Genomic DNA, 21,338 nt, shown 5'->3' on the forward strand with positions numbered 1-21,338 from the left:
TACGCATACGCATGGGGGGGTTCTCCCTCGCCTATGTGGGGTTGCTCGGACTTCATCATCTCAGGGAGCAACGACTGTGACCACATCTGACCTGGTCGGACTCCGCATCAAGACCGTTCGGCGACAGCGCGGCCTGTCACAGGCACAGCTGGCGCACCCAGAGTTGTCGGACAGCTACGTCTCCTTGATCGAGAGTGGCAAGCGTACCCCTACCCCCGCGGTTCTGGAGCTGCTGGCGCAGAAACTTGACTGTTCGCTGTCCTACCTGATCAACGGCGTGACCGCCGAGCAGATGGAGGACATCGAGCTGGCGCTCGGCTACGCGCGCCTGGCGCTCGAGAACGGTGAGGTCGCCGAGGCCCGCACGCGCTACACCGAGCTGCTGGCGAACAACAACCTGACAGGGTTGACGGCGCTTCGTCAAGACACCGAGTTCGGGCTCGCGCTCGCCACACAGGCCAGCGGCGACCTCGACGGCGCCATCGCCATCCTGCTGCGGCTCCGCGAGGAGGAGCTGTCGACCGAGCGCCGGATCGAGATCGCCATCAACCTGTGCCGCAGCTACCGCGAGAGCGAGCGGCTCACCGAGGCGGTCGAGGTCGCAGAACGGATTCTCAACGCCTCCGTGCGGCCGGCCTGGAACGATCTGCTGGTGGAGCTGGGCGGCAGCCTGCTGGCGGCGTACATGGAGCGCGGCGACCTGCTGCGGGCCCGCCAGTTCGCCGCCGAGCTGCTGAACGCCGCCGACGCCCTCGGCACGCCGCGCTCGGTCGTGGCCGCCAACTGGATGGCCTCCAACACCGCGGCGGCCACCGGCCACACCGAGGAGGCGCTGTCCTTCTCCGAGCGGGCCATGGCCGTGCAGCTTGAGCACGGGCAGCCGCGCAGCATCGCGATCATGCGCCTCGCGCTCACGCAGAAGCGGCTCAAGGCCCGCCCGCACGAGGCGGCCGCCGCGCGTGACGTGCTGCGCCAGGCCGTCGTCGAGCACGAGCAGACCTCGACCAGCCCCATCGAGCGCGCCCGCGTCCGGATCGAGCTCGGCGTCGCCGAGGCCATGACCGGCAACCTGGACGAGGCCGTCGAGCAGGCCAAGGCGGGCAAGGACCTGCTGCCGTACGCGGGGTCGGCGCTCGGCGCCGAGGCCGACCTGCTGCTCAGCAGGGTCTACGGCGGGGTCGGCCGGACGGAGGAGGCCCGCGCTCACGTGGTCCCCGTCCGCGACTGGCTGGCGCCGCTGCCCGACTCCCGGCGCTCGGCGTCCACCTGGTACGCCACCGCCGAGACGATGGAGCAGCTGGGCGACTCCGACGGCGCCGTGGACGCCTACCAGCGGGCTCTCGCCTGCGCGGGGCTGTAGCGAGGTCAGGACCGGGCGGTGGCGTCGGTAGCCTTGGTGGTGCCATGAAGAGTTCCCCGCTCGCGGCACTCACCGCGATCCTCGCCGCCCTGTTCGTGCTCGGCTCCGCCACGCCGGCGCTGGCCCACGACTCACTCAAGAGCAGCGACCCGGCCAAGGGCGCCGAGGTCGAGGCCCTCGACGAGGTCAGGCTGGAGTTCACCGCCAAGGTGCGCATGCCGTTCGTCATCGTCCGGGGCGCGGGCGAGGCCGTCTTCCAGGAGGGCAAGCCCGAGGTCGACGGCGCGGTGGTGCGGCAGGCGGTCAAGGGGCCGCTGCCGGGCGGGAAGTACACCCTCGCCTACCGGGTCGTCTCCTCCGACGGCCATCCGATCGAGGGCGAGATCCCCTTCACGGTCAAGGCCGCGCCGGCGCCCTCCCCGAGCGCGACGGCCACCGACGCGGCGACGGCCGCGCCCTCCACCGCCGCCCCCGCTCCCTCCACCGCTCCGGCCGCTCCCGCGGCCGAGCAGGTCGCGGCCGAGCAGGGGACCGGCTTCCCGACCTGGCTGGTCATCGTGATCGGCGCGCTGGTCGGCATCGGCATCGGGTTCCTGTTCAGCGCGCGGAAGAAGAAGCCATGAGCAGAACGGCGCGTCTCGCGCTCGCGGGTGCGGTGGCGGCGGTCGCCGCCCTGGTGATCGGCATGATCGCCGGTGGCAGGGCCTTCCCCAGGATCATCCCCGGGCTGCCCGACGCCGGGGCCGTGGTCAGGTGGGGCCTGCCGGTGTCCAAGCTGCTGATGGACGTCACCGGCGTGCTCACCGTCGGCCTGCTGCTCACGGCGGCCCTGCTGCTGCCCAACGACAAGGGCATGCTCGGCAAGCCGGGCCTGCTCTACGTCCGGGCCTCGTCCTGGACGGCGCTCGGGTGGGCCGCCTCGGCGTTCCTGGCCATCGTGTTCACCACGGCCGACTCCTGGGGCCGTACGGTCCCGCAGATCCTCAACAGGGAATACCTGACCAGCACCGCCACCCAGACCACCCAGGGCGTGGCGCTCACGCTGGTGGTGCTGTTCGGCGTGGCCATCGCGCTGTTCTCGCGCGGCGCGATCACCGCCGGGGCCGCGGCCGGGCTGCTGGTGTTCGCGCTGGTGACGATGTTGCCGCCGCCGCTGACCGGCCACACCTCCTCCTCGCCCAACCACGACCTGGCCACCTCGGCGGTCTCGCTGCACCTGCTCGCGCTCGCCCTGTGGGTGGGCGGCCTGGTCGTGCTGGCCGCGCACGCGATGCGCGGGCAGCCGCAGCTCACCGTGGCCGCCGCCCGGTTCTCCGCGATGGCGCTGTGGTGCTTCGTCGCGGTCGGCCTGTCCGGCGTGTTCAGCCTGGTCGCCCGGCTCGGCGCGCTGTCCGACCTGTGGACCACCCAGTACGGCCTGCTGGCCCTGGCCAAGATCGTCGCCTTCGTGCTGCTCGGCTACGTCGGCTACTGGCACCGGCAGCGCACGCTCGTCGACCTGGAGGCGGGCCGGCCCAGGGCGTTCACCAGGCTGGCCGGCGGCGAGACGCTGCTCATGCTGGCCACCGTCGGGCTGGCCGTCGCGCTGTCGCGCACGCCGCCCCCCGAGTTCAGCGTGCCCGCCGACCGGGCCTTCGAGCTGCTCGGCTTCCCCGTCCCGCCGGAGATCACGCTCGCGAACGTGTTCTCGCTGTGGTGGTTCGACCTGTTCTTCGCCGCGGTGGCCGCCGTGCTCGCCGGGCTCTACGGCGCCGGCGTCTACCGGCTGATGCGGCGCGGCGACTCCTGGCCGTGGGGGCGCACCGCCGCCTGGTTCATCGGCATCGCGCTGCTGGTGTTCGCCACCCAGAGCGGCCTGGCCCGCTACGCCAAGGTCCTGTTCGACGTGCACATGATCGAGCACATGACGCTGTCCATGATCGTGCCGATCTTCCTGGTCCTCGGCGGCCCGGTCACGCTGGCGCTGCGGGCGCTCAAGCCGGCGGCCAGGCGGGGCGACAGGGGCCCCCGGGAGTGGATCACCACGATCCTGCACAGCCGGGCGGTCAAGGTCATGTCCCATCCGGTCGTGGCGACGGCCATCTTCGTCGCCTCCACGTACGCCCTCTACTTCACGCCGCTGTTCGAGTCGGCCATGCAGGAGCACCTGGGGCACATCTGGATGACGCTCCACTTCCTGCTCAGCGGCTCGCTGTTCTTCTGGGTGATCATCGGCGTCGACCCTGGCCCGAGCCGGCTGCCGTACGTCGGCAGGCTGCTGATGCTCTTCGTCACCATGCCCTTCCACGCCTTCTTCGGCATCGCGCTGATGATGACCGGCTCGGTGATCGCCGCCGGCTGGTACGAGCCGCTCGGCCGTACGTGGGGCGACAACCTCCTGCAGACCCAGCAGGACGGCGGGGCCATCGCGTGGGGCTTCGGCGAGATCCCGACGTTGCTCGTGCTGCTGGCCATCGCGGCCCAGTGGTACCGCGACGACGAACGGCAGGCCCGGCGCGCCGACCGCAAGGCCGACCGGGGCGGCGCACGCGACACCGAACTCGACTCCTACAACGACTACCTCGCCCGTCTCAACCGTGCTGACAAGGGCGAGTAGCGGTTCGGCCATGGCACCCTATCCTCCGCTCACAGGTCTCAGGAGCGCCGGGTAGCCTGTCTCACAGGGGAGAAGGGCATAACCCCATCAGCTAGCGTCCGCAGACCTTGAGGGGGGATTGCGCGACGCGTGCGGGGCGCCGGAGTGGGGACCGGCGGGAGCCCGGGGTGCCGAGGAAGGCGAGACCATTGGCGGAAGAGACACGCATGCGCGGGGGGCAGAGCCTGGCCGAGGCGCTCGAAGGCCTCCTGGCGCAATGGTCGGAGCGGACGGGGATCGCCGTCGAGACCTGGGCGCTGCCCGGCACCGACGTGCCCTCGCGGGTGTCGGGCGGTGTCATTGAGACGATGCGGGAGGCGCTGTCCAACGTCGAGCGCCACAGCCGGGCCCGTACGGTCGCGGTGGCGGTGACCACGGGGCCGAGCGGCCTGCGCCTGACGGTCAGCGACGACGGTCACGGTTTCCCCGATGGCGACACCGGCGGCGGGATCGCCCGGATGCGGGCCGCGTTCGCCGAGCTCGGCGGCAGCCTGTCGGTCAACAGCGTGCCCGGCGAGGGCACGACGGTGAGCGGGGCGATCCCCAGACGGCGGTGACCCGGAGCGACGATCGGGCTGGGCCCGGTCAGGGGAGGGTCAGGATCTCGCTGCCCGTCTCGGTGACCATGATCGTGTGCTCGAACTGGGCCGTGCGCTTGCGGTCCTTGGTCACCGCGGTCCACTTGTCGGGCCAGATGTCGTAGTCGATCGTGCCCAGCGTGAGCATCGGCTCGATGGTGAACGTCATGCCCGGCACCAGCTCCACCCGCAGCGACGGGTCGTCGTAGTGGGGGACCATGAGGCCGGAGTGGAAGCTCGTGCCGATGCCGTGGCCGGTGAAGTCGCGCACGACGCCGTAGCCGAAGCGCTTGGCGTACGCCTCGATGACGCGGCCGACCACGTTGAGCTGGCGGCCGGGGGCGACCGCCCTGATGGCCCGCATCATGGCCTCGCGGGTGCGCTCGACCAGCAGGCGCGACTCCTCGTCGACCTCGCCCACCAGGTAGGTGGCGTCGGTGTCGCCGTGGACGCCGCCGATGTAGGCGGTGATGTCGATGTTGACGATGTCGCCGTCGCGCAGCACGGTGTCGTCGGGGATGCCGTGGCAGATGACCTCGTTGATCGAGGTGCACAGCGACTTGGGATAGCCCTTGTAGCCCAGCGTGCTGGGGTAGGCGCCGTGGTCGATGAGGAACTCGTGGCCGATGCGGTCGAGCTCGTCGGTGGTGACGCCCGGGGCGATGTGCCGGCCGACCTCCTCAAGGGCCTGCGCGGCGATGCGGCCGGCCACGCGCATGCGCTCGATGATCTCGGGGGTCTTCACGTCGGACTCGCCGGTCGTGGGGCGCTTCTTGCCGACGTACTCCGGCCGCTCGATGTGGGCGGGGACCTTCCGGACGGGCGAGACTCGCCCGGGCTGGAGCAGTGTCGTCATGAAACACGAGTCTACGGGGCAGAATTGACCATGTGAGCGAAGGCCAGTGGTGGTTCTGTCTCAAGCACATGCGGGTCGAGCCCGAACAAGGCTGCCCCAACAAGGACCGGATGGGTCCCTACGCCTCGGAGCAGGAGGCGGCGGGCGCGTTGCAGCGCGCCGCCGACCGCAACAAGGCGTGGGACGAGGCCGAGCAGGAGGACGAGTAGCGCCCGCCTACGGCACCACGGCGTAGGCCCGTACGGGAAAGGTGCCCATGCCCGCGATCATCGGGGGCGCGGCATGGAACCTGAACCCCTCCCCGGGCAGCGCCGACAACCCCGTCAGGTGCTCGACGATCGGGATCCCCGCCTTCAGCAGGATCGTGTGGGCGGGGCGTTCGCCGTGCGGCGGGGTGTCGTCGATGTTGAGCGAGTCGATGCCCACCAGCGCCGCGCCCTGCTCGGCCAGCCACGCCGCCGACTCCGGCGCCAGGTACGGATGGTCGCGGAAATAGGCGTCGGTGCCGAAGTGGCGGTCGAAGCCCGTGTGGATCAGCACGGCCCGGCCGCGTACGTCGAGCGCGGTGTCGAGCACCACCTCGCGGCCGTCCCCCGAGGCCGGCACGACCAGGCCGGGCAGGTCGGCCAGCCTGCTCAGCGGCACCTGCGCCAGGTCCTGGCCGCCGGCGTAGCGGTGGTGCGGGGTGTCCAGGTAGGTGCCGGTGTTGGCGGCCAGCGTGATCACGCCGATCTCGAACTCGGTGCCCGGGGCGTAGACCTCGCGTGAGTCCTCCCTGCTCAGGTGGGTGCCCAGCGTCGGCCCCGGAACGCCCGGATAGGTGGTCATGCCCTCGGTGATGCGGTGGCTGAGTTCGACGATCATTTGGCGGCTCCCACCCGGACGAGTCTGACGAGGGCCACCGTGCCGATGGCGGCCCACACGAGGTTCAGCCCGGTCGAGGGCCAGGCGGCGTTGTAGGCGCTGTTGACCATGAGTCCGAGCGCGCCGAACAGGTTGACCAGCTGGTACGCCGCGCCGTCGCCGGACAGCCGCGCGGACGAGACCAGGGCGTACCCGGCCAGCAGCAGGGCGTACCCGGCCAGCAGCAGGGCGGCTCCGGCCCAGCCGACGGCGTCGAGGAGGAGATCCATGGCCGATATTCTCTGGATTTTTGGCCTTAAAGCACAAATAAAGAAAGCTAAAGGTAGACGTAAGCTGACCTGCATGGATATTGATCCTCGACGCCTGCGTGTCCTGCACGAGGTCGCCCGCCGCGGCGGCGTGATGCGCGCGGCCGAGGCGCTGTTCCTCACCCCCTCCGCGGTCTCCCAGCAGCTCGCCCAGCTCGAACGCGAGGTCGGGCTGGCGCTCATCGACCGCTCGCAGCGCCGCGTCTCGCTCACCCCGGCGGGACGCGTGCTAGCCGGGTACGCCGAGCGGGTCGAGGAGGAGCTGAGCGAGGCCAGGAAGGAGCTGACCAGGTTCACCGAACGCCTGGCCGGGCCGGTGCGGATCGCCGCCTTCCCCACGGCCATCAAGCACATGCTGGTGCCCGCGATGCGCGCACTGGCCGAGCGCCACCCCCGCATCACCCCGGTCATCCACGAGGTCTACGGTCAGCCCGCCCTCCAGGAGCTGCGCCTGGGCGCCGTCGACCTGCTCATCACCGAGCAGGACATGAGCCTGCCGGTCCCGGCGCAGCCGTCGCTGACCGTCCGGCCGCTGCACGTGGACGAGTTCCGGGTCGTGCTGCCGCCGGACTGGCCCGAGCCGGCGTCGACGGCCGACCTGATGCGCCTGCCCTGGGTGGCCGCCGAGCCGGACCAGGCGTGCGGGCAGGCGCTCGACCGGCTCGCCGGGATCCACGGCGTCGAGCCGCGCAGGACGCACGTCGTCACCGACTTCTCGCCGGTGCTCGCGCTGGTGGCGGCCGGGCACGGGGTGGCGATCGTGCCCGCGCTGGCCCTGCTCGACGTGCCGGAGGGCGAGGTGCGGGTGAGCGAGGTACGGGAGGTGGGGGCGCGCCGGCTGGACGCGGTCACCCGGGTGAGCAGGACGCGGTCGGGCGAGCCGGACCCGGTGCAGGCGGTGGTGATCGGCGCCATCGAGGAGGCCACCGAGAGCCTGCGGGCCGCACTCGGCCCCCGCCTCGCCGCCCAGCCCTGACCCGCGGCCGCGCCCTACTCCGACAGGCGGGGGCCGCTGACCTTCTCCAGCAGGCGGGCCAGGCGCTCGCGCAGCCCCGCCCGCCGCTCGACCTCACCGGCCGCCGCGCTGACCAGGTGCTGGGCGCCGTCGAAGGTGATCAGCCCGGTGGCCGGCACGGCGATGGCGTCGTGGGCCAGCCCGCTCAGCTCGGAGTCGGCGCCCTCGATCGCCAGGATGGTCGCCCCGGTACGGCGGGCGTCGTCGACGCGTTCCAGCAGCGGGACGGGCGCCGCCTGCTCCGACAGCACGAACAGGGTCTCGCCGCGGCCCGCCCGTTCCAGGCGGTCGAGGCCGACGCGCAGGTGGGCGGGGGCGTCGGCGGGCGGCGACCAGCGGATCAGGGTGGGGGCGAGCTGCGGCAGGCCGGAGAACTTCGCCTCGTCGCTGAGGTGGGCGGTGACGTGCCAGGGCTCGTCGTCGGGAGGGCCGACGAGCAGCAGGCCGCCGGGCGAGCGGGTGGTCCGCAGGGCCAGGCCCAGCTCGCGGGTGCGTTCGAGCCAGCCCGTCGTGGCCAGGAGCTCGCGCAGGAATGCCACCGAACCTGAGTCCATGCCTCCATGGTGCACGAGGAGCGTGGCGGAGGTGGCCCGTTCGGGGCCGGGTGCCCGCCCCCGGCCTGCGTCCCGAGCGGCGGGGGCTGGCATGATCGGAGCCATGACAGATGTGAACGGGCTTTCCATCGCGATCCTCGGCGGCACCGGCGACCAGGGGAAGGGGCTGGCGCGGCGGTTCGCGCTGGCCGGGCACACGGTGCTGATCGGCTCGCGCAGCGCCGAGCGGGCACAGGAGGCGGCCGGGTCGATCGGCTCGGGCGCGCGGGGCGGGGCCAACGCCGACGTGGCGGCCGAGGCCGACGTCGTGATCGTGGCGGTGCCGTACGAGGGGCACAAGGCGCTGCTGGAGTCGTTGCGCGCCGAGCTGGCCGGGAAGATCGTGGTCGACTGCGTCAACCCGCTCGGCTTCGACAAGCAGGGCGCCTACGCGCTGCCGGTGGCGGAGGGCAGCGCCGCCCAGCAGGCCGCCGCGGTGCTCACCGAGAGCCGGGTCGTGGCGGCCTTCCACCACGTGTCGGCCGTGCTGCTGATGGACCCGGCCGTGGAGAAGGTCGACCTCGACGTGCTGGTGCTCGGCGACGACCGCGAGGCCACCGACACCGTGCAGGCGCTGGCCGAGCTGATCCCGGGGGTGCGCGGCGTCTACGGCGGCCGGCTGCGCAACGCCCACCAGGTCGAGGCGCTGACCGCCAACCTCATCTCGATCAACCGCCGCTACAAGGCCCACGCCGGGCTGCGCGTCACCGACGTCTAGAGCCAGCCCGAGTCCTCGGCGACGCGGACGGCGTCGATCTTGTTGCGGGCGCCCGTCTTGGTGATCGCGGCCGTGAGGTAGTTGCGCACCGTGCCCGGCGACAGGTGCAGGCGGGCGGCGATCTCCTCGGCGGTCGCGCCCCTGGCGGCCTGCCGGAGCACGGTGGTCTCGCGGGGGGTGAGCGGGCTCTCGCCGTACTCCATGGCCGAGGAGACCAGCTCGCTCTCCAGCACGCGCAGGCCGGCCGCGGTGCGCCTGATGGCCTCGGCCAGGCGGTCGCCCGGCGCGTCCTTGACCAGGAACGCCTCGATGCCCGCGGCCAGCGCCCGGCGCAGGTGGCCGGGCTGTCCCATGGCCGTGAGCACCAGGATCCGGCAGGACGGGAGCCGTTCGCGCAGCTCGGCGGCGGCGGTGATGCCGTCGGTCACCGGCAGGTCGATGTCCACGACCGCCACGTCGGGCCGGACGTCGAGGGCCACCGGCACGATCTCGTCGCCGCGGACGACCTCCGCCACCACCTCGATGTCGGGCTCCAGCCGGAGCAGGGCGGTGAGCGCGGCGCGGATCATGTGCATGTCCTCGGCCAGCAGCACCCGGATCACGCCGGAACCTCCATGGTCAGCAGGAAGCCGCCGCCGTCCGTGGGGCCGGCGGCGCACGTGCCGCCCGCCTGGGAGGCCCGTTCGGCGAGCCCTGTGAGGCCGCCGCCGGGCTCGCCGGGCTCACCCGCCAGGCCGTCGTCGGCCACCTCCAGGCGGACCAGGCCCTCGCGCAGCGACGTGGTGATCGTGCAGGTGGTGGCCCTGCTGTGGCGCAGGACGTTGGTGACCGCCTCGCGCACCCCCCAGGCCAGCGCCTCCTCCGCCCGCCGGGACAGCCGCATGTCGGCCAGGTGCGCCTGGCAGCTCACGCCCGACGACTCCAGCAGCGCCGCCGCGCGGTCGGTCTCGCCGGTCAGCGACATCGCGCGGTAGCCGCGGGCCACGTGGCGGACGTCCTGGGCGGCCTCGCGGGCGACATGTACCAGCTCGCCCACCTCGCCGCGGGCGGCGGCGGGGTCGCGGTCCATCAGGCGGGCGGCCAGGTCGCCCTTGAGCGCGATGGCGGTGAGACTGCGGCCGAGTCCGTCGTGCAGGTCGCGGGAGATGCGCAGGCGTTCCTTGAGCACGGCCGCGTCGGCCAGCTCGGCCCTGGCCTCCTCCAGGTCGGCGGCGACGCGGACGAGCCGGACCAGGACGTAGATCATCGAGCCGGTGATGGGAATGGTGATCACGTAGAACAGGGTGACCACGGCCAGCTCGGGGCCGATCCACACGTTGGCGCCCTCGTACACCATCATGAGGACGACCAGCGGCACGGCCCAGCGCAGCGCGACGAACACCAGCAGGGTTCCGGCCAGCAGCGGCGCGGCGATCGACGACCACCCGCTCGGCAGCAGGTGGTCGCCCGCGTAGGTGACGACGGCCTGGAGCGGCAGCGTGGCCGGGAACAGCGGCGGGCGCCCGCCGCGCAGGGCGGCCCGCATGTTGACGTAGTGGGTGGAGACGACGGCGACCATCACGGCCGCCGCGAGCAGCCCGGTCGCCGGGCCGCCCATGAAGTAGAGCAGCCCGATGAGCGAGTAGACGACCGAGACGCCCGTGATGAGTACGCGCGCGAGCCTCTGCGCCGAGGACGAGATCACCACAGCTGCGATTATGGCCGAGTCAGGACCGGCGCGGTTCCCAGCGGAACCACAGCCGGATCGCGACGACGCCGAGCACCGCCCAACCGGCCAGGACGAGCGCCGGCACCAGCGCCTCCCCGGTCTTCACGGCGTGCACCACAGCCGAGGTGGGCAGCAGGTCCAGCACAGGGCTCAGCCACGAGGGCAGCGGGATCGGCCCCATCGCGCCCGCCGACACCCCGGCGACCAGGAACACCGGCATGGTGAACGCGCCGGTCAGCTCGCCGCGCGGGATCGCCGCCGTGTACGCCGCCCCCAGCAGCGCCATGACGGCCGAGCCCGCGGCCGTCATGGCGGCGAACAGCAGCGGGTCGTCCGGCAGCGGCACCCCGGCGGCGAACCGCACGGCCACCGCGCACAGCACGATCACCAGGAAGGTCTGCGTGGCCGTGCTCGCGATCTGGCCGGCCAGGATCTGCCCGTCGGTCAGCAGCCCGGCCCGCAGCCGCTTGAGCACGAGCTGGTCGCGCCGGTTGGTCAGGGCGACCGCGATGTTCATGAACGCCGTGAGCGCCAGCACGATCGCCAGCGAGCTCTGGAACACCGCGGTGGCGAACGGCACCCCGCCCGAGGTGACCTGTCGCATCAGCGCGGGCATGCCCACGGCCAGCCCGACCGGGGTGATCACCGAGGCGGCCAGCATGGCCCTGTCGCGCCAGAACAGGCGGGTGCCGAGACGGTAGGTGGCGGTCAGGCTCATCGGGCGCTCCTGGGCAGGTCGAGGAAGAGGTCTTCGAGGGTGGCCGCGCGGACCTCCAGGCCCGGCAGCCGCAGCCCGCGCCCCGCCGCCCACGTCAGCAGCGTCTGCGCGGCCAGGTCGGGGTCCTCGGCAGGGCAGACGGCGGTGCCGCCGTCCACCGTGACCGGCAGCGGCAGGTCGTCCGCGGCGACCCCGGCGGGCAGCCGGAACGTCACCCGTCCGCCCCGCGCGGCCAGCGTCTCGGCCATCCCGCCCGCCGCGACGATCTCGCCGCTGTCCATGATCGCCATGGACGAGGCCAGGCGCTGGGCCTCCTCCAGGTAGTGGGTGGTGAGCAGGATCGTGGTGCCGCGCGCGGCCAGGCCGGAGACGACCTCCCACGTGTTCGCGCGGGCCTCGGGGTCCATGCCGGTCGTGGGCTCGTCGAGGAACAGCACGTCGGGGCGGCCGAGCAGGGCGAGCGCGAGGTCGAGCCGGCGCTTCTCGCCGCCGGAGAGCTGGCGCACCCTGGTCCCGGCCTTGTCCGTCAGGCCGGCCAGGTCGAGCGCCTCCCCGGCCGGACGCGGCGTGGGGGTGAAGTCGCGCCAGACCGCGACCGTCTGGGCGACCGTCAGGTCGGGGAAGAACCCGGCCTCCTGGAGCATGATGCCGACGCGCTGCCGTACGGCCGCGCGGTCGGACCAGGGGGCGAGGCCGGCGACGCGTACGGTGCCGCCGTCCGGTCGCTGGAAGCCGGCCAGCACCTCGACCGTGGTGGTCTTGCCCGCGCCGTTGCGGCCGAGGAGGGCGAAGATCTCGCCCTCGCCCACCCGGAACGTCACGCCCCGCACCGCCGCGAATGTCCCGTGGTTCTTCCTGAGCTCGTTCACCTCGATCATGTGTCCGACTATGGCCGGACGGGTCAGGGGGCCGACAGTGAAGAATTCACGACTTCCTGGACAGCTTCAGCAGCGCGTCCGTGACGCCCTCCGGGTCGATCACCTGGTGCAGGTGGAGGCCGGGCAGCCGGGTCACCGGCCAGCCGCGCCCGGCCGCGTCGCGGGCCACCTCCTCGTACGGCGGCCCGAACCACAGGCACGAGCACCTGCCCGCGTCCCAGCCCGCGGGCACCGGGACGGGCTGCGTGTAGTAGTCGAGGGGCAGCCGCGGCTGCTCGCCCGTCACCAGCACCCGCTGGGCGGGGTCGGGCAGCATGGCCACGATGTCCTCCTCGTCCCACCAGTCGGTCCAGCGCGGCAGCACGCCGTCGGGGCCCGCCAGGCCGCGCAGGAACGGCAGGAAGCCCTCCTCGGCGGTCCTGACCAGCCCCTGGGACGGCGGCACGTGCGCGTCGGCGAACACGCAGGCCACCACCCGGTCGCCCAGCCCCTCCTTGATCACCGGCACGAAGAACCCGGCGTTGCTGTGCGCCACCAGCACGAGCGGCCCGTCGGAGGGGACGGCCGCGCGCACCGCCGCGACCACGCGCGGCCAGTACGGCGCCCCGCCGGTGGACACGCCGGTCAGGTCGGGGACGACGGCCGCCCGGCCGCGCCGCCCCAGCGACTCGGCCACCGGAGCCCACGTCGAGGGCCCGACGGAAGGGCTGTGCACCAGCACGAAGGTCGTTTCCATGGCCCCCACCCTGTCAGACGACGAGGGCGTGCCGGGAGACGGGTTTCCCGGCGCCGTCGAAGGCCGCCCAGGCCGCCGCGAGGTCGGACACCGCCCGCGACAGCTCCTCCTCGGGGAACAGGAAGTGCAGGCGCAGATGGCTGGCGTGGCCGCCCAGCGGGTCGAAGGAGCCGCCCGGCGGCACCGCGACGCCGTGCCGGAGCGCCACCTGGGCGAAGGAGCCGGCGTCCCCGCGCGGCAGGCGCACCCAGATCGTCTGGCCGCCCTGGGCCGGCTCGAACGTCCAGGACGGCAGGCGTGCCCGCAGCTCGGCGCACAGGTGGTCGTGCCGCCGGCGCAGGGCGCGTACGCGGGCCTCGCGCACCTCGTCCAGGCGGCGCAGCAGCGCGACGGCGGCGAGCTGGCTGAAGACCTCGCCGCCGAGATCGTGCACGGCCCGCAGCCTGGACAGCCGTGAGACCAGCGGCGCCGCCGCGCGGATCCAGCCCACCCGCAGCCCGCCCCACACCAGCTTGCTCAGCGAGCCGACGGTGACGACCCGCTCGCCCCCGCCGAAGGCCGCCACCGGCGCCGGCGTCCCGCCCGAGAAGCACAGCTCGGCGCAGACCTCGTCGTCGACCAGTGGCACGTCGTGCCCGGCGGCCAGGGCGGCCAGCCGCCTGCGGCCCGCGTCGTCCATGACCGCGCCGTCGGGGTTGCGCGCGGTGGGCACGCTGTAGACCAGCGCCGGCCGCTCGCGCACCGCCCGCCGCGCCTGGTCGTCGCCCAGGTCGACGGGCTTGACGACGGCCGCCGCGTGCCGGAACGCCTCCAGCGCCCCCGGGTACGTCGGCGACTCGGTCAGCACGGTGTCGCCCGGCGCCACCAGCAGCCCGGCCAGCAGCGTGAGCGCCTGCTGCGCGCCCGTCGTCACCATGATCTGGTCCGCCGTGGTGGGCAGGCCGCGCGCGCCGTAGTAGCCCGCCAGCGCCTCCCGGAGCGCGGGGTCGCCCGCCGGGTGGTAGCCCAGGTCGCGCAGGCCGGCCACCCGCGCCCCCGCCTCCTGGTACGCCTCGAACAGCGCCGGCGGCGGGTCGTCCGGCGCCGCGCAGGTCAGCAGCCGCACGCCGTCGGGGTGGTGCAGGAGGTTCAGCATCAGCGGGTTGGCCGCCACGCCGTCGGCCGTCCTGGTGGCCGGCGGGTCGCCCGGCGCGACGCGGGTGCCGCTGCCCTGGCGGCGCGTCACCCGGCCCTCCTGCTGGAGCAGCTCGTAGGCGGCGACCACCGTGCCGCGGCCGACCGCGAGCCGGCCGGCCAGCACCCGGTCGGGCGGCAGTCGTTCGCCGGGCGGCAGCACGCCGTCGTCGACGAGCGCCCGCAGCCGGGCGGCGAGCAGCAGGTAGAGCGGCCCGCGCCCGGAGGCCCACCGGCCCAGCAGGTGGACGAGGTCATCGGGATTGGCCCTATTCATGGACCAATTCTCCGGCATTGGCTCTGCACTCGGGCCTCAATGCGGGGGATATTCGATGACATGAGTGATTTTCGCCCTGAGACGCGTGCCGTACACCTGCCGCAGCCCCCGGTCGAGGGCAGCCGGCCGATCGGCATGCCCATCTACCAGAGCGCCGGGTTCGCGTTCGACGACCCCGAGCTGATGGGCGTGGCGATGACCCGCCCCGACGACGCCTTCGTCTACGGCCGCGACACCAACCCCACCGTGCGCGCCCTGGAGCTGGCGGTGTCCGGCCTGGAGGGCGGCGCCGCCGCGCTGGCCGCCGCCTCCGGCATGGGCGCGATCAACACCGTGCTGCTCGCCCTGCTCAAGCCCGGCGACCACCTGATCGCCCAGCGCTCCCTGTACGGCGGCACCGCCACGATGCTCAACGACCTGGCCGGCCGGTTCGGCATCGCCGTCACCCACGTCCCCGAGAACGACCCCGCCGCGCTGCGCGCCGCCGTCCGGCCCGAGACGCGGCTGGTCTACCTGGAGACCATCAGCAACCCGATGGGGCTGGTCGCCGACCTGCCCGCGATGTGCGCCACGGCCCGCGAGCTGGGCGTCCTGTCGGTGGTGGACAACACCTTCGCCACGCCCGTGCTCTGCCGTCCCCTTGAGCACGGCGCCGACGTCGTCGTGCACTCCGCCACCAAGTACCTGTCCGGCCACGGTGACGTGATCGGCGGCATCGCCGTCTTCGCCGACCCCGACCTGTACGGCAGGGTCTGGCACTTCGCCACCGAGCTGGGGGCCGCGGCCGCGCCCTTCACGGCCTGGCTGACGCTGCGCGGGATCCAGACGCTGCCGCTGCGCATGGAACGCCACTGCGCCAACGCCGACCTCCTGGCCCGCCGGATCGCCGAGCACCCCGCCGTGTCGGCGGTCCACTGGCCGGGGCTGCCCGCGCATCCGTCGTACGAGCTGGCCGCCAAGCTGCTGCCCGCCTTCGGCGGCGTGTTCTCCTTCGAGCTGGCCGGCGGGCGGGCGGCGGGGGAGGCGTTCATGCGGTCCGTACGGCTGGCGCGCATCGCCCCCTCGCTCGGCGGCGTCGAGACCCGCGTCATGCAGCCCGCCACCACCTCCCACCGCTTCCTCGGCCCCGAGGACCTGGCCAGGCACGGCGTGAGCGAGGGCATGGTGCGCGTGGCCGTGGGCATCGAGCATCCCGAGGACCTGTGGGCAGACGTGGCGCAGGCGCTCGGATAGCGTCGTCCCATGCCCGCCGATCGCGGGCGCGCGACCTAAGGAGAGCCGTGACCACCGTCACTTACCAGGACGTCCTCGACGCGGCCGGCCGGATCGAAGGGCACGTGCTGCGCACGCCCGTCCTGGAGATCTCGCCGGGCCTGTTACTGAAGCTGGAGTTGCTGCAGCACTCGGGCTCCTTCAAGGTGCGGGGTGCGTTCAACCGCATCCTGTCGGCCGGCCCGTTGCCCGCCGCCGGGGTCATCGCGGCCAGCGGCGGCAACCACGGGCTGGCCGTCGCCTACGCCGCCAGGGCGCTCGGCGTGCAGGCCGAGATCTTCGTGCCGGAGGTGACGAGCCCGGTGAAGGTGGCCGGGCTCAAGGCGCTCGGCGCGCACACCACCCAGACCGGGGCGATCTACTCCGAGGCCGCGGAAGCCGCCGCCAAGCGCGCCGCCGAGACGGGCGCGCTGGCCGTGCACGCCTACGACCAGGCCGAGGTGCTGGCCGGGCAGGGGACGGCCGGGCTGGAGATCATGGAGCAGACCGGGGGCGTGGACACGGTGGTGGTGGCCGTGGGCGGCGGCGGGCTCGCCGGCGGGCTCGCCCTGGGGGCCCGTGCCGGGGGCGACGGGCCGCGGATCGTGGCGGTGGAGCCGTACGCCATCCCCACGCTGCACGAGGCGCTGCGCGCGGGCCGTCCGGTACCGGTGCCGGTGGGTGGCGTGGCGGCCGACGCGCTCGGCGCCACGCAGCTCGGCGGGCTGGCGTTCGAGGTGTTGTCGGGGGCCGGGGTGGACAGCGTCCTGGTGGACGACGACGCGATCGTCGCGGCCCGGCGGACGTTGTGGGAGCGGCACCGGCTGGTGGCCGAGCCCGCGGGCGCGGCGGCGTACGCGGCCCTGCTGTCGGGGGCCTACCGGCCCGCGCAGGGGGAGCGGGTGGCCGTCGTGGTCTGCGGCTCCAACACCGACCCCGCCACGCTCTCCGGCGCGGCGGGGTGAGCACGTCCCCGATGTGCGGGGCGCGCGGTCAGCTGTAGGTGTGTTCGGGGGCCGGGAAGGCCCCCGAGGTCACCTCGTCGGCGAAGGCCCGCACCGCGCGGTCCATCTCCGAGGCCAGGTCGAAGTAGCGCTTGACGAACTTGGCCGGGCGCGGCGTCAGCCCCATCATGTCCTGCCACACCAGGACCTGCGCGTCCGTCGACGGCCCTGCCCCGATGCCGACCGTGGGGACCGACAGCGACGTGGTCACCCGGTGGGCCAGCTCGGCCGGCACGCACTCCAGCACCACCGCGAACGCCCCGGCCCGCTCCAGGTCCTTGGCGTCGGCCATCAGCTCGTCGCCCGACTGGCCGCGCCCCTGCACCCGGTAGCCGCCGAGCGCGTTGACCGACTGCGGCGTGAGCCCGAGGTGGGCCATGACCGGCACGCCCGCCGAGACCAGCGCCTCGACCTGCGGCAGCACCCGCCGGCCGCCCTCCAGCTTGACCGCGTGCGCCCCCGCCTCCTTCATGAACCTGGCCGCCGACTCCAGCGCCTGCTGCGGCGACCCCTGGTAGGACCCGAACGGCAGGTCGGCGACCACGAGCGCCCGCGACGACCCCCGCACCACGGCAGCGGTGAGCGGGACGAGGTGGTCGAGGGTGACCGGGAGAGTGGAGTCGAAGCCGTAGACGACCATGGCCGCGGAGTCGCCGACCAGCAGCACGGGCACGCCCGCCTGGTCGAACACCCTGGCCGTCATCGCGTCGTAGGCGGTGACCATGGGCCACCGCTCCCCGCGCTCCTTGGCCGCCGCGAGGTCGCGGACGGTGACCCGGCGCCCGGACGCGCCGCCGTACAGCGTGGTGGAAGACATGGATACCTCCAGAAACGTCTCGAGGCGTCCCAGTGACGTCCCCGGACTCCTTCGATGATGTCATGACGGGAAAACCGGTGGCGAAACTGTCGGTGCCTCTTGACACAATCGACGCGGAGGTAAACGACACACCATGGCTCTCGACCAATACCGCAGGCTCTTCCGGCTCCCCGGCGTCCGCACTCTGCTCCTGGTGGGGATGCTCGCGCGCGTCCCGGCCACCGCCATGGGAATGGCGCTCACCCTCCACGTGGTCTTCGGGCTGCGGCTGGGCTACGTCGAGGCCGGCGTGGTGACGATGGCCAGCACGGTCGGCATGGCCGTCGGCTCGCCGCTGTCGGGCCGGTTCGTCGACCGCCACGGGGTGCGTCCCGTGCTCGTCGTCACCACCCTGGCCCAGGCGGTGTTCTGGTCGTGCGCGTGGGCGCTGCCGCTGCCCGTCCTCGCCGTCGCGGCGGCCGTCGCGGGCCTGCTCAACCTGCCGGTGTTCAGCGTGACCAGGCAGTCGCTGGCCGCGCTGGTGCCGCCGGAGCAGCGGCGCACCGGGTTCACGCTCGACTCGATGCTGGTCGAGCTGTCGTACATGACCGGTCCCGCGCTCGCCGCGGCCGGCATCACCACGCTGGGCAGCACGACGACGCTGGTCCTCATCGGCGTCGGCATCACGGCCGCGGGCCTCGGCCTGATCGTGTTCAACCCGCCCACCCGGTCGGCCGTCGAGCTGGAGGAGCCGGTGGTGAAGGTGCCGCGGCGGCAGTGGCTCACGCCGGGCTTCGTCGCGCTGCTCGGCACGACGGCGGCGGCCACGTTCATCCTCACCGCGACCGAGCTCGGGCTGGTGGCCACCATCAACACCGCGGGCGAGACGGGGTGGGTGGGCGTCGCCGTGGCCATCTGGTGCCTCTACTCGCTGGTCGGGGGCTTCGTCTACGGCGGGTTGTCGCGCGGCTTCTCGCCCCTGGTGCTCATCGCGGGCATGGGCCTGCTGACCATCCCCGTGGGCCTGGCCGGCGGCGACTGGCGGTGGCTGATCCTGGCGATGCTGCCCGCCGGCCTGCTGTGCGCCCCGGCCCTGTCCTCCACCGTCGACGTGCTCAGCCGCTGGGTGCCCGCCGCGGCCAGGGGCGAGGCGATGGGCCTGCACGGCACGGCCCTGCTCATCGGCGGGGCCGCGTCCTCGCCCATCGCCGGGGCGATCATCGACGGCAGCGGGCCGACGTGGGCGTTCGTGGTGGCGGGGCTGGTCGGGGTGGTCATGGTGGCCGTCGCGCTGCCGCTGTGGCGGCGGCGTCCGCCGGTCGCCGGCACACCGGTCGCCGGCACACCGGTCGAGGCCAAGGAGCACGTGCTGCCTCCGGCGGCGACCAAGAGCTGATCGGGGGGCGGTGCCAGCCTGCCGGCCGCCGGGCCGGTGGGCGTGTCAGCGGTGTCCGCAGGGCTTTGTGACGGCCTGTGCGGGGGGTGAACGGGGTTTGCCGTTTGTTTCCCCGTGCGCACTCCGTCCGTCAGGCGAAAGTTACGAAACGGGACCGTTGCGTATCGGAATATCTTGCGATACGGTGACGTTGCGAAACTGGGCCGTATCGAAATTAAGGACGTTCTCATGGATCAGAACGCGGGGCATCCACGCAGGTGGGGCATCCTGGGAGTGCTGGTGTTCAGCCTCCTCGCGGTCGTGCTGGACAACACGATCCTCAACGTGGCGATGAAGACCATCGCCGACCCCCATGCCGGATTGGGCGCCACGCAGGGCCAGCTGGAGTGGGCGATCAACTCCTACACGCTGGTGTTCGCCGGGCTGCTGTTCACCTTCGGCGTGATCGGCGACCGCACGGGCCGCAAGCGCATGTTGTTCATCGGCATGGCGCTGTTCGGCCTGGCCTCGCTGGCCAGCGCCTACTCCCAGGACCCGATGCAGCTGATCCTCGCCAGGGCGGCGATGGGCATCGGCGGCGCGGCGATCATGCCGGCCACGCTGGCGATCATCTCCAACGTGTTCCCGCCCGGTGAGCGTGGCAAGGCGATCGGCATCTGGGCCGGTGGAGTGGGGCTCGCGGTGGCGATCGGCCCGATCACCGGCGGCCTGCTCATCGAGCACTTCTGGTGGGGCTCGGTCTTCCTGGTCAACGTGCCGATCGTGGTGATCAGCATGTTCCTCATCGGCGCGTTCGTGCCCGAGTCGCGTGACCCGAAGCCGTCCAGGCTCGACCCGGTGGGCGTGCTGCTGTCGATCATCGGTCTGGTCGCGCTGGTCTACGGCATCATCCGCGGCGGCGACATGGGCACCCTGGCGAGCGCCGAGGTGATCGTCCCGACGGTGGCCGGCCTGCTCGTGCTGGGGGTGTTCGTGTGGTGGGAGCGTCGCATCGACAACCCGGTGTTCGACGTGCGCAACTTCAGCAACGTACGGTTCAGCTCGGCCATCGGCATGATGGGCCTCGTCTTCTTCGCGATGATGGGCGGGATGTTCTTCCTGACCTTCTACCTGCAGATCGTGCTGGGCTTCAGCCCGATCCAGGCGGGGGCCCTGATGATCCCGTTCGCCGCCGCGCAGCTCATCTTCGCGCCGCTCAGCCAGCGGGTGAACCAGCTCTTCGGCGCCAAGCTGTCGGCCACGGTCAGCATGCTCGTGGTGACCGCGGCGCTGGGCAGCTACGCCCTGATGGACGTGGACACGCCCGTGGTGCTGATCGAGATCATCTTCTTCGTCCAGGGCGCGGCGATGGCGAACATCATGCCGCCCGCGACCACCGCCATCATGGAGGCGCTGCCCAGGGAGAAGGCCGGTGTGGGCTCGGCCATGAGCAACACCGTCCGCCAGGTCGCCGGCGCGCTCGGCGTGGCCGTGCTCGGCTCGGTCCTGTCCAGCAGCTACCGCGGCGAGATCGCCTCGGCGCTCCCGGCCGGCGCCCCGCACGCCGCCGGTGAGTCGATCATGGCGACGATGGAGTTCGCCGGGACGCTCGGCGAGCGCGGCCAGGCGCTGATCAAGCCGGCCTTCACCGCCTTCGTCGACGGCATGCACGTCACGGCGATGGTGTCGGCCGTGATCGGCCTGGTGGGCGTCGCGGTGGTGGCCAAGTGGATGCCGGGCAAGGCGCGCCCGGTCCAGCAGGCGGAACAGAAGGAACCAGCGGTAGTGTGAGGCCGCGATGACGATCCAGGATTCAGGGACTGCCCGCCCGGCGGGCCGTCCGCGCAGCGAGAAGGCCGAGAAGGCGATCATCGAGGCGACCCTCGACCTGATCGGCGAGGGCATGGGGGTGTCGGAGCTGTCGATCGAGGCCATCGCGTCGCGGGCGGGCGTCGGCAAGACCACGATCTACCGGCGCTGGTCCAACAAGGAGGACCTGGTCGTCGACGCCCTCTCCACGCTGAAGGCGCCGCTCCCGCCGCTGTCCGGCACCTCCGTGCGCGACGACCTGATCTCCCTGCTCGACGCGATGCGCCGGGAGGCGGGCCAGGCCCGCACCCGGTGCGTGATGAACATCGCGATGAGCGAGGCCGATCGTTATCCGCGGCTGATGGAGCGCTTCGTGAAGCGGGCCGTCGAGCCGCGCAGGGAGGCGCTGCGCTCGGTGGTCGAGCGCGGCGTCGCCACCGGCGAGCTCCGCGCCGACCTCGACGTCGACCTGGCGATGGGCCTGTTCTCCGGCACGATGATGTGGCAGTCCAAGTGGGGGCCGGCCGGCGACCTCCCGGCCGACCTGGCCGAACGGGTGGTCGACATGGTCCTGCTCGGGCTGGCCGGAGACCGCGCCGAGCCCTGAGCCCGCCCTCACCCGCCGCGGAGGCGCCGCTGGGGGCCTCCGTACGTCGTTCCGGGGTGGCCTGTTCGGAAGGTGAGCG

At 72.9% G+C, this 21,338-nt stretch carries 23 protein-coding genes; 12 read left to right on the forward strand and 11 right to left on the reverse strand.

Annotation, left to right across the window (positions count from 1 at the left end; genetic code table 11):
• The first annotated feature begins 76 nt into the window (after positions 1-76).
• The 4 genes from ABZ444_RS05040 to ABZ444_RS05055 all read left to right on the forward strand — a co-directional run bounded on the left by ABZ444_RS05040 (position 77) and on the right by ABZ444_RS05055 (position 4,552).
• Entirely contained in the window at positions 77-1,360 is a 1,284-nt protein-coding gene (locus ABZ444_RS05040) for a helix-turn-helix domain-containing protein (RefSeq protein ID WP_357992851.1), read from the forward strand.
• Between the two features lie 44 nt (positions 1,361-1,404).
• Positions 1,405-1,983 carry a copper resistance CopC family protein gene (locus ABZ444_RS05045; RefSeq protein ID WP_357967494.1) on the forward strand — a complete coding sequence of 193 codons (579 nt, stop codon included), beginning with the start codon at positions 1,405-1,407 and terminating at the stop codon, positions 1,981-1,983.
• On the forward strand, positions 1,980-3,956 hold the full coding sequence (locus ABZ444_RS05050) for a cytochrome c oxidase assembly protein (RefSeq protein ID WP_357992854.1): 1,977 nt from the start codon (positions 1,980-1,982) through the stop codon (positions 3,954-3,956). Before ABZ444_RS05045 ends, ABZ444_RS05050 begins: the two co-directional genes overlap by 4 nt.
• A gap of 206 nt (positions 3,957-4,162) precedes the next feature.
• Entirely contained in the window at positions 4,163-4,552 is a 390-nt protein-coding gene (locus ABZ444_RS05055; protein WP_357992857.1) for an ATP-binding protein, read from the forward strand.
• A gap of 28 nt (positions 4,553-4,580) precedes the next feature.
• Here ABZ444_RS05055 and map read toward each other — a convergent pair whose 3' ends face one another.
• Entirely contained in the window at positions 4,581-5,429 is an 849-nt protein-coding gene (gene map / locus ABZ444_RS05060; RefSeq protein WP_357992860.1) for a type I methionyl aminopeptidase, read from the reverse strand.
• Between the two features lie 32 nt (positions 5,430-5,461).
• Here map and ABZ444_RS05065 point away from each other — a divergent pair, with 32 nt between their 5' ends.
• A complete protein-coding gene (locus tag ABZ444_RS05065) occupies positions 5,462-5,638 on the forward strand; it encodes a hypothetical protein (RefSeq protein WP_357700991.1) in 177 nt (58 codons plus the stop codon).
• Between the two features lie 7 nt (positions 5,639-5,645).
• Here ABZ444_RS05065 and ABZ444_RS05070 read toward each other — a convergent pair whose 3' ends face one another.
• The gene (locus ABZ444_RS05070) at positions 5,646-6,293 is read right to left on the reverse strand and encodes a cyclase family protein (RefSeq protein ID WP_357992863.1); all 648 of its coding nucleotides are present in this window, start codon (positions 6,291-6,293) and stop codon (positions 5,646-5,648) included.
• A complete protein-coding gene (locus tag ABZ444_RS05075) occupies positions 6,290-6,562 on the reverse strand; it encodes a hypothetical protein (RefSeq protein ID WP_357992866.1) in 273 nt (90 codons plus the stop codon). The genes ABZ444_RS05070 and ABZ444_RS05075 overlap by 4 nt, the downstream gene beginning before the upstream one ends.
• Before the next feature lie 73 nt (positions 6,563-6,635).
• Here ABZ444_RS05075 and ABZ444_RS05080 point away from each other — a divergent pair, with 73 nt between their 5' ends.
• Positions 6,636-7,577 (forward strand): LysR family transcriptional regulator, encoded by a 942-nt coding sequence (locus ABZ444_RS05080; RefSeq protein WP_357967508.1) that lies wholly within the window; start codon positions 6,636-6,638, stop codon positions 7,575-7,577.
• Between the two features lie 14 nt (positions 7,578-7,591).
• Here ABZ444_RS05080 and ABZ444_RS05085 read toward each other — a convergent pair whose 3' ends face one another.
• On the reverse strand, positions 7,592-8,170 hold the full coding sequence (locus tag ABZ444_RS05085) for a hypothetical protein (RefSeq protein ID WP_357992869.1): 579 nt from the start codon (positions 8,168-8,170) through the stop codon (positions 7,592-7,594).
• A 103-nt stretch (positions 8,171-8,273) separates the two neighbouring features.
• Between ABZ444_RS05085 and npdG the strand changes: the two genes are divergently transcribed.
• Positions 8,274-8,927 carry an NADPH-dependent F420 reductase gene (gene npdG / locus ABZ444_RS05090; protein ID WP_357967513.1) on the forward strand — a complete coding sequence of 218 codons (654 nt, stop codon included), beginning with the start codon at positions 8,274-8,276 and terminating at the stop codon, positions 8,925-8,927.
• Here npdG and ABZ444_RS05095 read toward each other — a convergent pair.
• From ABZ444_RS05095 to ABZ444_RS05120, 6 genes are read right to left on the reverse strand one after another with little or no spacing between them, the layout of a single operon-like run.
• Positions 8,924-9,529, reverse strand: coding sequence for a response regulator transcription factor (locus ABZ444_RS05095; RefSeq protein ID WP_357992871.1), 606 nt, complete (start codon positions 9,527-9,529; stop codon positions 8,924-8,926). The genes npdG and ABZ444_RS05095 overlap by 4 nt on opposite strands.
• Positions 9,526-10,614 carry a histidine kinase gene (locus ABZ444_RS05100; RefSeq protein ID WP_357992874.1) on the reverse strand — a complete coding sequence of 363 codons (1,089 nt, stop codon included), beginning with the start codon at positions 10,612-10,614 and terminating at the stop codon, positions 9,526-9,528. The genes ABZ444_RS05095 and ABZ444_RS05100 overlap by 4 nt, the downstream gene beginning before the upstream one ends.
• A 19-nt stretch (positions 10,615-10,633) precedes the next feature.
• A complete protein-coding gene (locus ABZ444_RS05105) occupies positions 10,634-11,353 on the reverse strand; it encodes an ABC transporter permease (RefSeq protein ID WP_357992877.1) in 720 nt (239 codons plus the stop codon).
• Positions 11,350-12,231, reverse strand: coding sequence for an ABC transporter ATP-binding protein (locus ABZ444_RS05110; RefSeq protein WP_357992880.1), 882 nt, complete (start codon positions 12,229-12,231; stop codon positions 11,350-11,352). Before ABZ444_RS05110 ends, ABZ444_RS05105 begins: the two co-directional genes overlap by 4 nt.
• Before the next feature lie 46 nt (positions 12,232-12,277).
• On the reverse strand, positions 12,278-12,967 hold the full coding sequence (locus ABZ444_RS05115) for an alpha/beta hydrolase (protein ID WP_357992883.1): 690 nt from the start codon (positions 12,965-12,967) through the stop codon (positions 12,278-12,280).
• 13 nt (positions 12,968-12,980) lie between these two features.
• A complete protein-coding gene (locus tag ABZ444_RS05120) occupies positions 12,981-14,417 on the reverse strand; it encodes a PLP-dependent aminotransferase family protein (RefSeq protein WP_357992886.1) in 1,437 nt (478 codons plus the stop codon).
• 60 nt (positions 14,418-14,477) lie between these two features.
• On the opposite strand from ABZ444_RS05120, the gene ABZ444_RS05125 reads away from it, so the two are divergent.
• A complete protein-coding gene (locus tag ABZ444_RS05125; RefSeq protein WP_357992889.1) occupies positions 14,478-15,650 on the forward strand; it encodes an aminotransferase class I/II-fold pyridoxal phosphate-dependent enzyme in 1,173 nt (390 codons plus the stop codon).
• Positions 15,651-15,697: 47 nt separating this feature from the next.
• Positions 15,698-16,633: a serine/threonine dehydratase gene (locus ABZ444_RS05130; protein ID WP_357992892.1), complete on the forward strand. Its 936-nt coding sequence runs from the start codon at positions 15,698-15,700 to the stop codon at positions 16,631-16,633.
• 28 nt (positions 16,634-16,661) lie between these two features.
• On the opposite strand, the gene panB is transcribed toward ABZ444_RS05130, so the two are convergent.
• A complete protein-coding gene (panB, locus tag ABZ444_RS05135; protein ID WP_357992895.1) occupies positions 16,662-17,489 on the reverse strand; it encodes a 3-methyl-2-oxobutanoate hydroxymethyltransferase in 828 nt (275 codons plus the stop codon).
• 133 nt (positions 17,490-17,622) lie between these two features.
• Here panB and ABZ444_RS05140 point away from each other — a divergent pair, with 133 nt between their 5' ends.
• From ABZ444_RS05140 to ABZ444_RS05150, 3 genes are all read left to right on the forward strand, one after another.
• The gene (locus ABZ444_RS05140) at positions 17,623-18,864 is read left to right on the forward strand and encodes an MFS transporter (protein WP_357992898.1); all 1,242 of its coding nucleotides are present in this window, start codon (positions 17,623-17,625) and stop codon (positions 18,862-18,864) included.
• A gap of 228 nt (positions 18,865-19,092) precedes the next feature.
• The gene (locus ABZ444_RS05145; RefSeq protein ID WP_357992901.1) at positions 19,093-20,634 is read left to right on the forward strand and encodes an MFS transporter; all 1,542 of its coding nucleotides are present in this window, start codon (positions 19,093-19,095) and stop codon (positions 20,632-20,634) included.
• A 7-nt stretch (positions 20,635-20,641) separates the two neighbouring features.
• Positions 20,642-21,259, forward strand: a complete 618-nt coding sequence (locus ABZ444_RS05150; RefSeq protein ID WP_357992904.1) for a TetR/AcrR family transcriptional regulator — start codon at positions 20,642-20,644, stop codon at positions 21,257-21,259.
• Positions 21,260-21,338: the final 79 nt, after the last annotated feature.

It is taken from the genome of Nonomuraea sp. NPDC005730 (assembly GCF_040630865.1).
In the GTDB taxonomy this organism is placed as follows: domain Bacteria; phylum Actinomycetota; class Actinomycetes; order Streptosporangiales; family Streptosporangiaceae; genus Nonomuraea.

What these genes read in the sequence shown, in the direction of transcription:
- ABZ444_RS05145 (WP_357992901.1), top strand. Translation starts at nt 19,093, where the DNA reads ATGGATCAGAACGCGGGGCATCCACGCAGGTGGGGCATCCTGGGAGTG.
- ABZ444_RS05070 (WP_357992863.1), bottom strand. Translation starts at nt 6,293, where the DNA reads ATGATCGTCGAACTCAGCCACCGCATCACCGAGGGCATGACCACCTAT.
- panB (WP_357992895.1), bottom strand. Translation starts at nt 17,489, where the DNA reads ATGTCTTCCACCACGCTGTACGGCGGCGCGTCCGGGCGCCGGGTCACC.
- ABZ444_RS05110 (WP_357992880.1), bottom strand. Translation starts at nt 12,231, where the DNA reads ATGATCGAGGTGAACGAGCTCAGGAAGAACCACGGGACATTCGCGGCG.
- ABZ444_RS05105 (WP_357992877.1), bottom strand. Translation starts at nt 11,353, where the DNA reads ATGAGCCTGACCGCCACCTACCGTCTCGGCACCCGCCTGTTCTGGCGC.
- ABZ444_RS05080 (WP_357967508.1), top strand. Translation starts at nt 6,636, where the DNA reads ATGGATATTGATCCTCGACGCCTGCGTGTCCTGCACGAGGTCGCCCGC.
- ABZ444_RS05050 (WP_357992854.1), top strand. Translation starts at nt 1,980, where the DNA reads ATGAGCAGAACGGCGCGTCTCGCGCTCGCGGGTGCGGTGGCGGCGGTC.
- ABZ444_RS05120 (WP_357992886.1), bottom strand. Translation starts at nt 14,417, where the DNA reads ATGAATAGGGCCAATCCCGATGACCTCGTCCACCTGCTGGGCCGGTGG.
- ABZ444_RS05075 (WP_357992866.1), bottom strand. Translation starts at nt 6,562, where the DNA reads ATGGATCTCCTCCTCGACGCCGTCGGCTGGGCCGGAGCCGCCCTGCTG.
- npdG (WP_357967513.1), top strand. Translation starts at nt 8,274, where the DNA reads ATGACAGATGTGAACGGGCTTTCCATCGCGATCCTCGGCGGCACCGGC.
- map (WP_357992860.1), bottom strand. Translation starts at nt 5,429, where the DNA reads ATGACGACACTGCTCCAGCCCGGGCGAGTCTCGCCCGTCCGGAAGGTC.
- ABZ444_RS05045 (WP_357967494.1), top strand. Translation starts at nt 1,405, where the DNA reads ATGAAGAGTTCCCCGCTCGCGGCACTCACCGCGATCCTCGCCGCCCTG.
- ABZ444_RS05085 (WP_357992869.1), bottom strand. Translation starts at nt 8,170, where the DNA reads ATGGACTCAGGTTCGGTGGCATTCCTGCGCGAGCTCCTGGCCACGACG.
- ABZ444_RS05150 (WP_357992904.1), top strand. Translation starts at nt 20,642, where the DNA reads ATGACGATCCAGGATTCAGGGACTGCCCGCCCGGCGGGCCGTCCGCGC.
- ABZ444_RS05055 (WP_357992857.1), top strand. Translation starts at nt 4,163, where the DNA reads ATGCGCGGGGGGCAGAGCCTGGCCGAGGCGCTCGAAGGCCTCCTGGCG.
- ABZ444_RS05140 (WP_357992898.1), top strand. Translation starts at nt 17,623, where the DNA reads ATGGCTCTCGACCAATACCGCAGGCTCTTCCGGCTCCCCGGCGTCCGC.
- ABZ444_RS05125 (WP_357992889.1), top strand. Translation starts at nt 14,478, where the DNA reads ATGAGTGATTTTCGCCCTGAGACGCGTGCCGTACACCTGCCGCAGCCC.
- ABZ444_RS05115 (WP_357992883.1), bottom strand. Translation starts at nt 12,967, where the DNA reads ATGGAAACGACCTTCGTGCTGGTGCACAGCCCTTCCGTCGGGCCCTCG.